This window comes from Neisseria sp. HMSC067H09, assembly GCF_001814135.1.
Lineage (GTDB): Bacteria > Pseudomonadota > Gammaproteobacteria > Burkholderiales > Neisseriaceae > Neisseria.
Map to the genome: position 1 here is coordinate 23,583 of NZ_KV814926.1, position 16,563 is coordinate 40,145.

At 49.5% G+C, this 16,563-nt stretch carries 11 protein-coding genes and 1 pseudogene; 9 read left to right on the plus strand and 3 right to left on the minus strand.

Annotated elements, in window-relative coordinates; all coding sequences use genetic code 11:
* Positions 1-137: 137 nt before the first annotated feature.
* Both mfd and HMPREF2954_RS07885 read right to left on the minus strand, forming a co-directional pair.
* On the minus strand, positions 138-3,821 hold the full coding sequence (mfd, locus tag HMPREF2954_RS07880) for a transcription-repair coupling factor (RefSeq protein WP_070689079.1): 3,684 nt from the start codon (positions 3,819-3,821) through the stop codon (positions 138-140).
* Positions 3,822-4,624: 803 nt separating this feature from the next.
* Positions 4,625-5,752, minus strand: a complete 1,128-nt coding sequence (locus tag HMPREF2954_RS07885; RefSeq protein ID WP_070689080.1) for a PilT/PilU family type 4a pilus ATPase — start codon at positions 5,750-5,752, stop codon at positions 4,625-4,627.
* Positions 5,753-5,940: 188 nt separating this feature from the next.
* Between HMPREF2954_RS07885 and HMPREF2954_RS07890 the strand changes: the two genes are divergently transcribed.
* From HMPREF2954_RS07890 to lepB, 3 genes are all read left to right on the plus strand, one after another.
* On the plus strand, positions 5,941-6,642 hold the full coding sequence (locus HMPREF2954_RS07890) for a 5'-methylthioadenosine/adenosylhomocysteine nucleosidase (RefSeq protein ID WP_045073215.1): 702 nt from the start codon (positions 5,941-5,943) through the stop codon (positions 6,640-6,642).
* Between the two features lie 141 nt (positions 6,643-6,783).
* Positions 6,784-8,577 (plus strand): translation elongation factor 4, encoded by a 1,794-nt coding sequence (gene lepA / locus HMPREF2954_RS07895; RefSeq protein ID WP_045073212.1) that lies wholly within the window; start codon positions 6,784-6,786, stop codon positions 8,575-8,577.
* A complete protein-coding gene (lepB, locus tag HMPREF2954_RS07900; RefSeq protein WP_045073210.1) occupies positions 8,577-9,596 on the plus strand; it encodes a signal peptidase I in 1,020 nt (339 codons plus the stop codon). Before lepA ends, lepB begins: the two co-directional genes overlap by 1 nt.
* Before the next feature lie 118 nt (positions 9,597-9,714).
* On the opposite strand, the pseudogene HMPREF2954_RS13030 reads toward lepB, so the two are convergent.
* A pseudogene (locus tag HMPREF2954_RS13030) lies at positions 9,715-9,822 on the minus strand (IS5/IS1182 family transposase); the annotation flags it as partial.
* Positions 9,823-10,013: 191 nt separating this feature from the next.
* Between HMPREF2954_RS13030 and HMPREF2954_RS07905 the strand changes: the two are divergent.
* The 6 genes from HMPREF2954_RS07905 (at position 10,014) to HMPREF2954_RS07930 (ending at position 16,370) form a co-directional block, all read left to right on the plus strand.
* Entirely contained in the window at positions 10,014-10,898 is an 885-nt protein-coding gene (locus tag HMPREF2954_RS07905; RefSeq protein ID WP_070689081.1) for a DMT family transporter, read from the plus strand.
* Positions 10,899-11,221: 323 nt separating this feature from the next.
* Positions 11,222-12,199, plus strand: a complete 978-nt coding sequence (locus HMPREF2954_RS07910; protein WP_045072466.1) for an ABC transporter substrate-binding protein — start codon at positions 11,222-11,224, stop codon at positions 12,197-12,199.
* A gap of 353 nt (positions 12,200-12,552) precedes the next feature.
* Entirely contained in the window at positions 12,553-13,734 is a 1,182-nt protein-coding gene (locus HMPREF2954_RS07915; protein WP_045073427.1) for a hypothetical protein, read from the plus strand.
* Between the two features lie 221 nt (positions 13,735-13,955).
* Complete coding sequence (locus tag HMPREF2954_RS07920; RefSeq protein ID WP_045073425.1) at positions 13,956-14,753, plus strand: ABC transporter permease; 798 nt, start codon at positions 13,956-13,958, stop codon at positions 14,751-14,753.
* Positions 14,753-15,445, plus strand: a complete 693-nt coding sequence (locus HMPREF2954_RS07925; RefSeq protein ID WP_197067780.1) for an ATP-binding cassette domain-containing protein — start codon at positions 14,753-14,755, stop codon at positions 15,443-15,445. Before HMPREF2954_RS07920 ends, HMPREF2954_RS07925 begins: the two co-directional genes overlap by 1 nt.
* A gap of 310 nt (positions 15,446-15,755) precedes the next feature.
* Positions 15,756-16,370, plus strand: coding sequence for a CadD family cadmium resistance transporter (locus HMPREF2954_RS07930; RefSeq protein WP_003703682.1), 615 nt, complete (start codon positions 15,756-15,758; stop codon positions 16,368-16,370).
* Positions 16,371-16,563: the final 193 nt, after the last annotated feature.

Genomic DNA, 16,563 nt, shown 5'->3' on the forward strand with positions numbered 1-16,563 from the left:
TTTGCTATTGAATCATTCACTTACTTTACAGCGATAATCGTAGGTTAGATCCCTAAAACCGTCATTTTGTATATAACAGGTTTGTAATATATGGGTCGTCTGAAACAGTTTCAGACGACCTTTTTCTTTATTTCTCTCTATTCTTTCAGCACTCTTTCTTTCAAAGTCTTCAACACACTTTTCACCGTCTTAATCCTCGCCTCCACATCTTCCATCTGAGCCGTAAACTTCAACTTATCCGCCCCAGCCAGCCGATATTTTCTATCGCTCTGAATCAGCAGGATGATTTCTGTCGGATCGATTTGGTGGTGTTTGCCGAAGGTAATGGTGACGGCTTCGCTTGTCGCGTCGATGGCGTCTATGCCCAATTCTTTTGCGGCGAGCCGCAGGTGGTGGCTTTCGATGAGGGTTTTGACGGGTTGTTCGGGCAGACCGAAGCGGTCGACGAGTTCTTCGTGTATGGCGTTGATTTGCTGTACGGTTTCGCAGACGGCGAGGCGTTTGTAGAGGACGAGCCGTTCGTGGATGTCGGGGCAGTAGCTTTCGGGCAGCAGGGCGGGGCTGTGCAGTTTGATTTCGGTGGTGATGCCCAGCGGCGCGTCGAGGTCGGGCTGGCGGCCTTTTTTGAGGTCGCGCACGGCTTGTTTGAGCATTTCGGTGTAGAGCGTGAAGCCGACCTGTATCATTTCGCCGGACTGCCCTTCGCCGAGGATTTCGCCGGCGCCGCGGATTTCCAAATCCTGCATGGCGAGGGTGAAACCTGCGCCGAGTTCGTCTGCCGCCGCGATGGCGTCGAGGCGTTTTTCTGCGTCTTTGGTGATGTATTCGGGGGTGAGCAGGTAGGCGTAGGCTTGGTGGTGGCTGCGGCCGACGCGCCCGCGAAGCTGGTGCAGTTGCGCCAGTCCGAATTTGTCGGCGCGGTTGATGATGATGGTGTTGGCGTTGGGGATGTCGATGCCGGTTTCGATGATGGTGGAACAGAGCAATACGTTGAATCTTTGCTGCAAAAAGTCGCGCATGACTTGCTCCAGCTCGCGCTCGCGCAGTTGTCCGTGCGCCACGCCGATACGGGCTTCGGGTAACAGGGTTTCCAGACGCTCGCGCATGTTTTCGATGGTATCCACTTCGTTATGCAGGAAAAATACCTGCCCGCCGCGTTTAAGTTCGCGCAACACGGCTTCGCGCACGCTGCCTTCGCTGAAGGGTTTGACAAACGTTTTCACGGCGAGGCGGCGGCTGGGTGCGGTGGTAATCAGCGAGAAGTCGCGCAGGCCTTCGAGCGCCATACTGAGGGTGCGCGGAATCGGCGTGGCGGTCATGGTGAGGATATCGACATTGGCGCGCAGGCGTTTGAGCTGCTCTTTCTGACGCACGCCGAAGCGGTGTTCTTCATCGATAATCACTAAACCTAAGTTTTTGAATTTGATGTCGTCTTGCACCAATTTGTGCGTGCCGATAACGATATCGACCGTGCCGTCCGCCATGCCTTCCAACGCGGCTTTGGTGGCTTTGCTGTTGTTGAAACGCGAAAGGCTGGCGACTTTCACGGGGAAATCGGCAAAGCGGTCGGCAAAGTTTTGCGCGTGCTGCTCGACCAGAAGCGTAGTCGGAGCGAGTACGGCGACCTGTTTGCCGCCCATCACTGCTACAAACGCGGCGCGCAGGGCGACTTCGGTTTTACCGAAGCCGACATCGCCGCACACAAGGCGGTCCATAGGCTTCGCCTGTGTCAGGTCTTTAATCACGGCGGCAATAGCGGCGGCTTGGTCTTCGGTTTCTTCGTAGCCGAAGCCGTCGGCAAACGCCTGATAGTCCAACTCGTTGATTTCAAACTTGTGTCCCGATTGGGCGGCGCGCTGGGCGTAGAGATTGAGCAACTCGGCGGCGGTGTCGCGCGCTTTTTCGGCGGCTTTGCGCTTCGCCTTGTTCCACGCGCCGCTGCCAAGCTTGTGCAGGGCGACGTTTTCATGCGCCTGACCGGAGTAGCGGCTGATTAAATGCAGTTGCGAAACAGGCACATAAAGCTGCGCTTCGCCCGCGTATTCGAGCAACATCATTTCGTTGGTTTCGCCGCCCAAATCCATCGTTACCAAGCCCATATAGCGCCCGATGCCGTGTTCTTCGTGAACGACGGGATCGCCGATATTGATTTCGGCAAGGTCGCGCAACAGGCCGTCTGAAACGGCGGCGTGTTTCTTGCGGCGGTTGTGGACGCGCGAACGGGCGACGTATTGGTAGAGCTCGGATTCAGTGATGACGGCGATGGCACCTTGAGCGGCAACTGCTTTGCCCTCTCCCCAACCCTCCCCCACGAGAGAGGGGGCAGGCTGCTGTCGGATTTGCTCGTGCAGATCACTTGCGACGGGATGCAGGCTGCTTTTGGTTTTCAGGTTGTCTGAAACGGCGGCGGCACTTTGTTCCCTCTCCTGCGGGAGAGGGCTAGGGAGAGGGTTTGTTGCGGCTGCGGGAAATTTGGTTTGGTCGGCAACCGCTTTGCCTTCTCCCTCAGAGGCAGGAGTGGGTTGCTGTTGGCTCGGAGAGTGCAGCCCGCCCAGTTTGAACCCGTATGCCAACGGCGCAACCGTAATCATCAGTGGCTCGTGCGCCGATAAAAAGCCCTGCCAGTCGGACACAGGTTTGGCTTTCAAACCGTTTTGCTGCAAGAAGCCGAGCATGGTTTCGCGCCGTCCCAGACTTTCGGCACACAGCAAAATCCGTCCTTCAAAGGTCGTCTGAAAATCCTTCAATGCCTGCAACGGCTCGTCGGATTGGCGGTTGACGGCAAGGTCGGGCAGGGTGTGTTCCTTGCCGGAAACATCGGGCAGCACTTGTCCGTAGTTTTTCAGACGGCCTGCGAACACATCGGCAGAGAGATACAAATGCTGTGGAAGCAAAGGCGGATAAGTTTCGTCGCCCTGCGCCATGGCGTAACGCGATTTGACATCGCTCCAAAAGCGGTTGGCTTCGGCGTGAACGTCGCCCAATGAAACAAACAGCGCATCTTCGCCGATATAGTCAAACAGCGTTTCCAGCTCGTTTTCAAAAAACAGCGGCAGATAATATTCCACGCCTGCGCCGAAATGGCCGTTGCTGACGGCTTTGTACACGGCGGCATCGTTCGGATTGCCATCGACTTCCTCGCGGAAGCGGCTGCGGAAAATCTTTTGCGCCTCGCTGTCGGTGGGGAACTCGTGCGCCGGCAGCAGGCGGATTTCGGAAACGGGGGAGATGGTGCGCTGCGTGTCCGTGTCAAAGGTTTTGATGCTGTCGATTTCATCGTCGAACAAATCGATGCGGTACGGCATTTCGCTGCCCATCGGGAACAAATCGACAATACCGCCGCGCACGGCAAACTCGCCCGCCGCGACAACATGGGAAACATGGTTGTAGCCCGCGTCCACCAAATCGGTTTTCAGACGGCCTATATCCAAAGTCTGCCCCGTTTTCAGCCAGAACGTGCGCCCCGCCAGAAACGGCACGGGCGGCAGCTTCTGCATCGCCGTGGCAACCGGCACAAACAACACGTCCGCCGCGCCGCTTTTAATTTGCCACAACGCCGAGAGCCGCTCCGACACCAAATCCTGATGCGGCGAAAAACGCTCGTAAGGCAGCGTTTCCCAGTCCGGCAGGAACACCGCCGTATCGTGCGGACGGAAAAACCGCCATGCCGTCTGAAGGCGCAACGCCTGTTCCGCATCTTGGGTCAGCACGACTTTGAGCCGCTTGTGCGGCAGATAACGCGCCAAAGCCAAGGGCAGCGAGCCTTGCGAAAGATTGAGCCAACGGGATTTTTCACGGGGTTTGGGGATAGGGTAGGTCATGGCGTAGGGACAATGGCTTGCGGCAGCCGGAAAATTTTTCGGGCTGCCGTGGTGGGTTGTAAAAGCGGGATTTTAGCAGATTAAAAGCGGATGTAAGGGATAGGATGGTTTGGTTGGTTTTCAGACGACCTTTAATGCTAAAATGTCCTCTGTTTGCCACACACCGTTTTTCATGAATATTCTCGAAGCCTTATTGTTATTGTTCCTGCTGATCGTCATCAGTGCATTTGTTTCCGGCTCCGCAAACCGCTTTTAGAGAGGTTGTTTTTTTATCTATTGTAATTTAATGCCCAAGGCCAAAGCCAAGGTAGGAAAGGCTTTTGGCTATTTTGAGTATCTATGGGTTGTTTGATTTCATATATTTATTATCGTCTGATTGAATCAATATTTTCAGGGATATGATCGGGGTATCTGAAAATACTTTGAAGGTATCAATTTCACAATGAATTGCATTATGAGTTGCATTTTAACGCAAGGGAATTTTCTATCGGTAGAATCAAAGTTGGTTCAGATAAAGGAAGTTAGTGGAGCTATTGAGATTTAAGGCCCGACTTGGAATGGCTTAGTGAATTTCGCGACGTATCAAGTATCAAGGCATTTTTTTGATGATATAATACTGACAGTACTGTGTGGAAAATAACCCTATAATTCTGTTGGCTGGATTAATCAAAGCGGTCTGATATGGTAGAGAGCCAAATGTATTATGAAAGTCGTGATGCAGTAAACTATACAATTTAATTAGTTGTTTAAAAGGTCGTCTGAAAAGTATTTTTCAGACGACCTTTGCTCATTTCCGACAACTTTTAAATCAGTTCCAAGTCCGGGCCGGCGTTTTGGGCGCGGCGGCTGCGCAGTTGGATGTCCAAACGCAGGTCGTGGGCGGAGTCGGCGTTTTTAATGGCGTCTTGGAAACTGATGTCGCCGCGTTCGTACAGCTCGTAGAGCGCTTGGTCGAAGGTTTGCATGCCCATGGCGGTAGATTTTTTCATCATTTCTTTGATGCTGTGGATTTCGCCTTTTTGAATCATTTCGGAAATAATCGGCGAATTGAGCAGGATTTCCACTGCGGCTACGCGCCCCTTGCCGCCTTCGCGGAGAATCAGGCGTTGCGAGATGAAGGCTTGCAGGTTGAGCGACAAGTCGGTCAAAAGCTGGGTGCGACGCTCTTCGGGGAAGAAGTTGATGATGCGGTCAAGCGCTTGGTTTGAGTTGTTGGCGTGCAGTGTGGCGAGACAGAGGTGGCCTGTTTCGGCGAACGCCAAGGCGTAGTCCATGGTTTCGCGGTCGCGAATCTCGCCGATGAGGATGACGTCCGGCGCCTGACGCAGGGTGTTTTTCAGCGCGGCAAACCAGTTTTCGGTATCCACGCCGACTTCGCGCTGGGTAATGATGCTTTTTTTGTGTTGATGGACGAACTCAATCGGGTCTTCGATGGTGATGATGTGGTCTTGGCAATTTTCGTTGCGGTGGTCAACCATCGCGGCGAGCGAGGTGGATTTGCCCGAGCCGGTACCGCCGACGAAAATCACGAGGCCGCGTTTTTTCATCACCACGTCTTTCAAGACGGGGGGCAGATTGAGGCTGTCGAAATTCGGGATTTTGCTGGTAATGGAGCGGAACACCAACGCCGTCGCGCCGCGCTGCACCATCGCATTGACACGGAAGCGGCTGGTGTCGGGCAGGCTGATGGCGAAGTTGCATTCGTTGGTGGAGGAAAACTCTTCGATTTGTTTGGTGGACATAATCGAAAAAGCGATTTCCATACATTTTTCGGAGGTCAGCGGCTCGTCGGTAATCGGCGTAATTTTGCCGTCCACTTTCATAGCGGGTGGGAAATTGGTCGTGATAAAGAGGTCGGAGCCTTTGTATTTGTTCATATGGCGCAGCCAAGTGAACAATTCGTCTTTTGCGCTGGGAGGATTGGTCATCATGATATTGGATAATTTCGGTGGTTATTTTATTAAAATGGATTATATCAAATAAATCATGATACATAAAAATGGCAAGATTACCGTATCGAATAATAGGACAGGCGGGCAATATGGCGGATTCAATACGGGTATGGAATGCCGCCGCTGCTGTTATAATACCGCCCACAATTTCATGGAAGGATAAAAAAATGTCTGTACAAACAGTAGCGGTCATCGGCGCGATGGAACAGGAAATCGAGCTTTTGCGTGAAGCAATGGATCATGTCAAAAGCGTGTCTTTCGGTAAGTTTACCGCCTACGAAGGCGAAATGGCGGGCAAGCGCATGGTGTTGGTGTTGAGCGGCATCGGCAAGGTAAATGCTGCGGTTTCAACGGCTTGGGTTATCCATCAATTCGCACCTGACTGCGTCATCAATACCGGCAGCGCGGGCGGTGTGGGCAAAGGTTTGAAAGTCGGCGACGTAGTGGTCGGCACGGAAATCGCGCACCACGATGTCGATGTCACGGCATTCGGTTATGTTTGGGGACAAGTGCCGCAACTGCCAGCCGTATTCGTTTCAGACGACCTCTTGGTCGGCAAGGCGAAACAGGCGGCGGAAGTGTTTGAAGGCGCGGCGGTAGAGCAAGGCTTGATTGTCAGCGGCGACCGCTTTGTTCACAGCAGCGAAGGCGTGGCGGAAATCCGCAGCCATTTCCCCGAAGTCAAAGCAGTGGAAATGGAAGCGGCGGCGATTGCGCAAGCCTGCCACCAATTGAACACGCCTTTTGTCGTGATCCGCGCGATGTCGGACTCGGCGGACGAAAAAGCGGACATCAGCTTTGAAGAGTTTTTGAAAACAGCGGCGGCAAGCTCGGCGAAAATGGTGGAAAAGATTGTCGCGTCGCTGTAAAACACGCATAAAATCATGCGGAAACAGTAAATTTCCGCTAGAATGTCAGGCTATTTCACTTTACCTGAAGGTCGTCTGAACCGTCTATTTGATTTTCAGACGACCTTTTCAGAATCACTGCTTATCTTTCAAAATAACAATATGAAAAATATCCGAAATTTCTCCATCATTGCCCACATCGACCACGGCAAATCAACGCTTGCCGACCGCTTCATCCAATACTGCGGCGGCCTGGATTTGCGCGAAATGAGTACGCAGGTACTCGATTCTATGGACATCGAAAAAGAGCGCGGCATCACCATCAAAGCGCAGACCGCCGCGCTCAACTACAAAGCACGCGACGGACAGGTGTATCAGCTTAACCTGATTGATACGCCGGGACACGTCGACTTCTCTTACGAAGTCTCCCGCTCGCTGTCCGCCTGTGAAGGTGCGCTTTTGGTCGTTGACGCGTCGCAAGGCGTGGAAGCGCAAACCGTGGCGAACTGCTACACCGCGATTGATTTGGGCGTGGAAGTCGTGCCTGTCTTGAACAAAATCGACCTGCCCGCCGCCGACCCCGAGCGCGTGGAACAGGAAATCGAAGACATCATTGGTATCGATGCCGTCGGCGCGGTGCAATGTTCAGCCAAAAGCGGCATCGGCGTGGAAGACGTTTTGGAAGAAATCGTTGCCAAAATCCCCGCACCGACCGGCGACGAAAACGCGCCGCTGCAAGCCGTTATCGTCGATTCGTGGTTTGACAACTACGTCGGCGTGGTTATGCTGATTCGAGTAAAAAACGGCACCATCAAGCTGAAAGACAAAGTGCGCTTTATGAGCACCAAAGCGGAAACGCAGGTTGAGCAACTGGGCGTATTCACGCCGAAATCGGTTCAAAAACAAGAACTCAAAGCCGGCGAAGTGGGCTTTTTGATTACCGGCGTGAAAGAATTGGGACAGGCGAAAGTCGGCGATACGGTTACTTTGGTTGCCAACCCCGCTTCTGAGCCGTTGCCCGGTTTCCAAGAAGTGCAAAGTCAAGTATTTGCGGGCCTCTACCCCGTAGAAAGCCACGACTACGAAGCCTTGCGCGACGCTTTGGAAAAATTACAGCTTAACGACGCTTCATTGAAATTCGAACCTGAAGTTTCTCAAGCACTGGGCTTCGGCTTCCGCTGCGGCTTCTTGGGTCTGCTGCACTTGGAAATCGTGCAGGAACGCTTGGAGCGCGAGTTTGACATGGATTTGATTACCACCGCGCCGACGGTGGTTTATGAAGTCGTATTGAAAAGCGGCGAAAAAATCGAAGTCGAAAACCCGTCCAAACTGCCCGAAATCGGCAGTATCGAAACCATTCTCGAGCCGATTATTACCGCGACCATCCTCGTGCCGCAGGAATACGTCGGCAACGTCATGACTTTGTGTAATCAAAAGCGCGGCGTGCAAGTCAATATGCAATACATGGGCCGTCAAGTCATGCTGACTTACGACTTGCCCATGAACGAAGTCGTGATGGACTTTTTCGACAAACTCAAATCCACTTCGCGCGGCTATGCCTCGTTGGACTACCATTTCAAAGAGTTCCAACCGTCTGATTTGATTAAGCTCGACATCATGGTCAACGGCGAAAAAGTCGATGCCTTGAGCCTGATTGTGCACCGTCAAAGCGCGGTTCACCGAGGCCGCGAGCTGGCAGCGAAAATGCGCGAGCTGATTCCGCGCCAAATGTTCGACATCGCCGTCCAAGCCGCCATCGGCAGCCAGATTATCGCCCGCGAAAACGTCAAAGCCCTGCGTAAAAACGTCTTGGCGAAATGTTACGGCGGCGATATTACCCGTAAGAAAAAACTTCTCGAAAAACAAAAAGCAGGCAAACGCCGCATGAAACAAGTGGGCAACGTGGAAATCCCGCAAAGCGCGTTCTTGGCGATTCTGCAAGTGAGCGACAAATAATGAGCACAAATTTAATCTACGGCGCGATTGCCGCCATCGTTATCGGCATTTTCCTTTATTTCATAAGCAGTAAAGAACGTCAGGAAAACGGAGAATGGAGCTCCGGCCTGCAATGGGCGTATCTTTTGTGCATGATCGGCGTTTTCGGCATCCTGTCTTTTTACATGAGCTTTACCGCCGTATTGCTGATATTTGTCGTATTCACCGGCATCGTTTGGGCCATTCACAAAGGTCGTCTGAAAAAAGACCCGTCGCATCAGGACAAAGCCCACTTCACCGACTACATGAGCGGCTTTTTTCCGATCATCCTCGTCGTCTTCATCCTGCGCACCTTTATCGCCGAGCCATTCCAAATCCCGTCCAGCTCCATGCGCCCGGGCTTGGTTAAAGGCGACTTCATCCTCGTGAACAAATTCGCCTACGGCATCAGAACCCCGATTATCAACAACGTCCTGATTCCGACCGGACAAATCGAGCGCGGCGACGTCGTCGTGTTCAACTATCCCGTCCAGCCTGAAATGAACTACATCAAGCGCATCGTCGGACTGCCGGGCGATACTGTCGAATACCGCGACAAAGTCCTGACCGTCAACGGACAAGTTGCCCCCGACCAACCGAACGGTATCTACTCCTACCCTGACGATACCGAGCCGTCCGCGATTCATAGCCCCGAACTTTTTCAGACGACCCTCAACGGCAAAAGCTTCAACATCCTGAAAGAGCCCGGACAGCCCACCATCTCGATCCCTGCGCTCGACAAATACCGCATGGAAATCATGCCTGAAAACGGTTATTCCGTAGAGCAAAGCGGTTTGGAACACTGTCAATACGCCGAAGACGGCAGCGGCTTTACCTGCAAAGTGCCCGAAGGCCGTTACTTCGCCATGGGCGACAACCGCGACAACAGCGCCGACTCCCGCTACTGGGGCTTTGTGGACGACAAACTTATCGTCGGAAAAGCCTTCTTCGTATGGATGAATTTCGGCGATTACAGCCGCATCGGCGGCAGCATCCAATAAGTTGCCCGTTTCATTCCGATAAAGCCAAAGGTCGTCTGGAAGCTGATTTTCAGACGACCTTTGGCTTTTCGGCGGAATAAATTGAAAGCAAGTTTCCATCATTGCCAATTTATAGTTATAGTGGATTAACTTTAAACCAGTACGGCGTTGCCTCGCCTTGCCGTACTATCTGTACTGTCTGCGGTTTCGTCGTCTTGTCCTGATTTAAATTTAATCCACTATATCTATGCGGGAAGCGGCTTTATTTTGAAACCCAGCCGGTATGTTAAATTTCTGAAACGTACTGATTTTCCTCAGGAGAAACTGGAAGGGAAATAAGATATTGCACCTACTTATTATTCTTTCGGATTCGCGTTACCATGCACAATCCTTTTCATCACTTTAAATCCTCATGCCAATCCGTTGCGGAGTAAGTTCATGAATATCCGTTCCGACTCTTATGCTGCACCATTCCTCATCTTCGGCTGCGTCTTATTCGGGCTGGGAAGCCTGATCGTCAGATTCGTCCCCGTAGGCCCGTATGCAGTTGCATTTTGGCGGCTGCTGATTGCGGCGGGCGTGTTTTGGCTGCTCTGCCGTTTTTTCGGGCAAAAGCTGCCTAAAAGGAGAAGGGCGGTCAAATATGCCATGTTGTCCGGCATATTTCTGGCGTTTGATTTGTCATTGTGGCATGAAAGCGTATATGCGGTTGGACCCGGGATTTCCACATTGCTCAACAGCTTACAGATATTTTTCCTGTCCGCCATCGGATTTTTCTTTTTTCAAGAACGCTTGAACAGCCTGCAAGTTTTGAGCCTGATATTGGCGGTTGGCGGGGTGGTCCTAATCGGCAGTCCCGAGTTCAACCACAATGCCCACGCCTTATGGGGCTTTGCCAGCGGAATTGCGTCGGGCGGGCTTTTGGCATTGTCTATGGTGTTCGTCCGCAAAACGCATGAAGTCGAAAGGGTGGCGCTTTTTCCGATGATGATGGTTTTGAGTTTCGGCGGCGCGTTGTCCCTGATTGTTCCTGCGCTGATTTTCGACAGCAACGCCCTATACCCGACGCAATGGCGCGATATAGGCTTAGTCTTGATATACGGCGTGGTCATGCAATGTTTGGCATGGGGGATGATTGCCTATGCAATCCCGCTGCTTTCCCTTTCTTTAACCGGTTTGCTGCTGCTTTCCGAGCCCGTTGCCGCTTTACTGATTGATTATTTTTGGTTGGACAAGCCGATTAACACTTTGCAGTGGTTTGGTGTTGTTTTGACTTTGTCGGCGATTTATCTTGGTTCTTTAAAACCGAAAAACACAAATTAAGCCGTATTGGGAAATAAAAGGTCGTCTGAAAACCGTTTCCAGACGACCTTTTATTTCAATATTATTGATAGGTGTGATGCCGAAAAAGATTTGCGTTTCTATATATAAACAGATGTCGGGACAATCGTGCCTTTACTTCCATTTTCTTTAATAGCATAATGAATAAAAATTATTATCAGAATGTGGATGGTAAAACAGAGTTGCGAGTCTAGATAGGCTGTGGTGTGTCCATTCCTATGTTCGGCGCAGCTCAAACCCATCTTAGAGGGATTCTGTTAAACAGCCGGGCTGAAGTCCGCGCTACCTAACCAGGAGATTGGAAAATGGAACTGAAAAGACGCGATTTCTTAAAAATGACCGCCGCACTGGCTGCGGCAGGGGTTTCGCCTTCGCTGTTGGCGGCGGGGAAAGAGCAGTTTACCGTGTACGGCGCACCGGCGATGCCCAGCGTCACCATTGCCGTAGCGGCGTTGCAGGGCAAGCTGGCGAAGCAGGCGGATGTGTCGCTCAAGGTTTGGCGTTCGCCCGACCAGCTTCGCGCAGGCGTGGCGAGCGGGCAATTTAAAGTGATGATGAGTCCGAGCAATGTCGGCGTAAACCTGCGCAACCAAGGGCAGAAAGTCGGCATGGTGAATATTTTGACCAACGGCATCACGCAGTTGGTCTGCAAAGGCAGCGTGATTGCCTCACCACAGGATTTGGTCGGCAAAAAAATCCTTGTGCCGTTTAAAAACGACATGCCCGACATCGTGCTGCAAGCCTTGTTGAAAAAACTGAAAATCGACGCGCACAAAGTCGGCATCACTTACACCGCCACGCCGCCCGAAGCGGTGGGGCTGTTTTTAAGCAAGGACTACCACGCCGCCATCCTGCCCGAACCGATGGCAAGCGCCAGCATGCTTAAAGGCAAAACCATGGGCGTAAACGTCGTGCGCGGCTTTGATTTGGTGAAAGCATGGGGGCAGGCGTTTGACACCAAACCGCTGATTCCGATGGCGGGCATCATCGCCAACGAAGAATATTTCCACGCGCACAAGGCGCAGTTCGACATCTTCCATCAGGATTTGAAAAACGCGCTCAACTGGATACTCGCCAACCGCCAAAGCGCGGCGAAAATCGGCAAAAACTACCTACCCGCCCCCGAACCCGCCCTAGTCATGGGCTTGGACGGCGCGCGGCTGACGGTAACCAAAGGCAGCGAAGTGAAGAACGAGATTTTGAAGTTTTACGAAATCCTGATGCAGTTCAACCCGAAACTCTTGGGCGGCAAGCTGCCGGATAACGGGTTTTTCTTGGCTTAAAAGAAGAGAGAGGCCGTCTGAAAATAATGGTGTAGCCATGAAATCTGCCTTGTCATTTTCAGACGGCCTGTCAGATAATAATTAGAACAGTGCACAAAAAAGCCGTCATTCCCGCGCAGGCGGGAATCCAGTCTCTGATATTGCAGGAATGTTTTAAAATTGCAGCAACGTCAAACTTCTGGATTCCCGCCTGCGCGGGAATGACGGCGGGTGGTAACCGTAGGTTGTCAAACCCAACAAAACCGTCGGATTGCCTGAAACATTGGGTTATGAGCCAACCTACGCTTGCTAACTGGGTATGTGGGTTATTCGGGGATTAATTTGAAATATAGCGAATTTTAAAGGTAGGGTGTATGAGTATTTTCAGATACGAAAAAGATATGCAAGAATGGCTAGAGAATGCATTAAAAGAAAATTATGGTGAATTTTATTCTTTAATAAATAATGCAGAATTATTTGAAAATATGTATAAAAATTATCATAAAAACATAGCTCTCAATTCATTTTGTAACTCATTATCATCTTTACATGAAACGGAAATGATAAGTGCTAATAAAAATATATCATATAAAAAAGGAGAGTCACTTAAACCAGATTTTGTATTATATTCATATACAACAGAAAGTTTAGTCCTTATTGAATTAAAAAACTCTTCAAATGCAACTAGAGAAGCAGGAACTGAATTGGGAGCATATAATTATGAATTATATAGTTATTTTCCTAATATGCCTAAATTAGATATTGTTTATGTCATCATTTCTAATGAATATCCTAATTTATTGTTACATCATATTAGAAATATGATATTTATTCAGAATTTAAATGTATTATGTTTAAAACCTGTTAAGTTAGAGGGTAAAATAGGATTGGAAATAATAGATTTTAATTTAATTGATGAGTTAGATGAAGGCCTTATAAAAAATAACAAAAATAAAATTCCAGCTTCATTGTTGCAGTCTTTCCAGATTTGTATTTATGATGATGAATTGCAAAAAGGGAGCAATGATTTTAGCAGATTAGATAAATATATTAATTTATTTGAAACAGCCTTAAATAATATGGCTAATATGGGGAATAAATTAAATAGTAATGGTTTTGCTATCCTATGGAAAGACAGGTATGCAAGCTTAGCTCCGTATTCTATTTCGGTAGTATATATGCCTTCCTACGAACAAATGCGATTTACTGATGAGAACCATATTGGAATATATGAAAAATTAAAGGAAACTTTAGATGAGTTTCCTGTCGTTTTTGGAAATAGCATCGAGGCTATTGCGAATGAAGTAAAAAAGATAATGTGCTTTGATGACAGTTGTTCTATATCATATGAGGGGTCTATGGATTTTAGAACATGGATAAATCTGCATCCATTTAGGTGCAATTATTTCTCATTTGTATCTTGGGGGAGTTTATTCCGAGATTATCATATGCAAATATTACATGAAATTTCTACTGAAAATGAGAATTGGCTAAATGAAAGAAATGCTTATATAGCTTGTGAATTTATTGATTTTTGTATAGATACTAAAAAATAATATATGGAATAAATTGGAAAAATTTCAAGCAGCCGTAGGTTGGCTTAGCCGCAGGAGTAACCCGACAAAATGTTAAAACTCCAAACCAAGGTCGTCTGAAAAACACTATTTGGGGAAACCAAGCCATTTTGTTGGATTGCGACGTTCCGTCTAACCCAATCAACCATTTTTTCAGACGACCTACTGTCCCCAAAGCATCGCCATCAACCAACACTCAAACCATGATTAAAACCGACAAAATCCGCAAACCGCAGCCTGCGGTGTTTTACATCATCGACTACCTTTGGAGCGGCTTTGCCGGTCTGAGCGTGGCGATGGTGGTGGTGGCGTTGTGGGCGTGGGGCAGTACCGTGTTCGGTGAGTTTATGCTGTCTGCGCCGGTGGAGGTGTTTCAAAAGTCGTTTGATTTATTGAAACATTTTCAGGAAAACGAAATCGGGATTTCGCTGTGGCGGTCGGTGGTGGGCATTTCGGTTGCGCTGGTAGCGGGATTGGCGGCGGGGCTGGTGGCGGGCAGTTTTAAGACGGCGATGGCGTTGCTTAAGCCTGTGATTACGGTTTTGTTGGCGATGCCGCCGATTATTTGGGTGGTGATGGCCCTGTTTTGGTTCGGTTTCGGCAATCCGAGCGTGCTGTTTACCATCATTGTGTTGGTTGCGCCACTGACGTTTGCAAGTGCGGCGGTCGGGATGGCGAGCGTGAACAGGCAGCATGAAGAGTTGTTTGACGCTTATAAATTAGGCCGTCTGAAAAAAATCCGCTATCTGTATATCCCGCACCTGACGGGCTATGTGATTTCCAGCATCGGCGTGGCGGTGGCGATGGGGGTGAAGGTGGTAATTATGGCGGAACTCTTGGGTGCGAGCGAAGGCGTAGGCGCGCGGATTGCGGACGCGAGGGCGATGCTGGAGACTTCAACGGTGATGGCTTATGTGGTGTTGGTTATCGTGTTTGTGTCGCTGTTTGAATACCTGATTACCAAGCCTTTGGAAATTTTGTTTATGCCGTGGAGAAGATGATGCTCTGTCTTGAAAACGTGCGTTTTGAAATTCTCCGCGACACCATCGTGCGCGATTTCAGTTTGAACCTGCAACATGGCGAAGTGAAAGCCTTGTTCGGGCCGAGCGGCTGCGGCAAGACGACGGTTTTGCGGCTGATTGCGGGCTTGGAAACGCCGAAATCGGGCACGATACGCAATACTTTCCGCAAAACGGGTTTTCTGTTTCAGGAAAACCGCCTGCCGGAAAACTTGACCGCGATGCAGAATATCGCGATTTTTATGGATAAACCCGATGAAGGCGAAATTGTCGCGCTGGCGGCGAAAGTCGGGCTGACTGCGGGCGATTTGAACAAATATCCGACCGAGTTGTCCGGCGGCATGGCGAAACGGGTGGCATTTTTGCGCCTGCTGCTATGCGGCTGCGACCTTGCCTTGCTGGACGAGCCGTTTGTCGGTTTGGACCGCGATTTGCGCGATATTTTGGTTGCCATGCTGGTGGAAAAAATCGAGCAGCAGGGCATGGCGTGTATGCTGGTAACGCACGACCGCTTCGAAGCCGCACGCCTGAGCCATGAAATCATGCTGCTTTCCACTAAGGGCATGAACGTGCAAAACGTGATAACCCTGCCTACGCCGCTGTCCGAACGCGATTCGGCTTTTGAAGAAGCCGTGGTGGCAAGGGAGTTTCAGGGGATTCATTATTATGAGTGATGAGGGGATCTTAGTGTCTGACGAACCTTGCGGTTCGTTGCCCTCTCCCTAACCCTCTCCCACGGGGAGAGGGAATCAGGTTTCTGAAAATCAGAGGGCGCAGGATTGGGAATCAGATGGCAGGTAAACCTGAGAATGCTCGGATTCGACAGCCCGATTCCCTCTCCCCGTGGGAGAGGGCTAGGGAGAGGGTAAGCAAGCCGCAGGCTTGCCTCTTTAGCGAAAGATACGAATCTGTTATCCGAACGCGATTCGGTTTTTGAAAAAGCCGTGGTGCCAAGGGGGCAGGGGATTCATTATGAGGTGCTTTATGTTTTCGACTGTGATTACTGCTGCTGTTTTATATATTGCTACAGCAGTAGATTTGTTGGTAATACTATTAATATTTTTTGCTAGAGCAAATACTAGAAAAGAATATCGAGATATTTATATCGGACAATATTTAGGTTCTGTAATTTTAATATTAGTTAGTTTATTTCTAGCTTTTGTTTTGAATTATGTTCCGGAAAAATGGGTGTTGGGTTTATTAGGTTTAATACCGATTTACTTAGGTATTAAAGTTGCTATTTACGACGATTGTGAGGGCGAAAAAAGAGCTAAAAAAGAATTGGATGAAAAAGGGTTGTCAAAATTAGTCGGTATTGTTGCTTTGGTTACAGTTGCTAGTTGTGGTGCAGATAATATTGGACTTTTTGTTCCTTACTTTGTGACTTTAGATCTTGTCGACTTATTAGTTACTCTTCTTGTATTTTTAATATTGATTTTTGTTTTAGTATATACAGCACAAAGATTGGCTAATATTTCAGGTGTTGGTGAAATTGTAGAGAAGTTTAGTCGTTGGATAATGGCTGTTATTTATATTGGTTTAGGGTTATTTATTATTATTGAAAATAATACAATTCGAACAATAATATCAATAATATGAATGATACGGGCATTTGAGTATCTGACAAACCTTGCGGTTCGTTGCCCTCTCCCTAACCCTCTCCCACGGGGAGAGGGAATCAGGTTTCTGAAAATCAGAGGGCGCAGGATTGGGAATCAGATGGAAGGTAAACCTGAGAATGATCGGACTCGACAGCCTAATCCCCTCTCCCCGTGGGAGAGGGCTAGGGAGA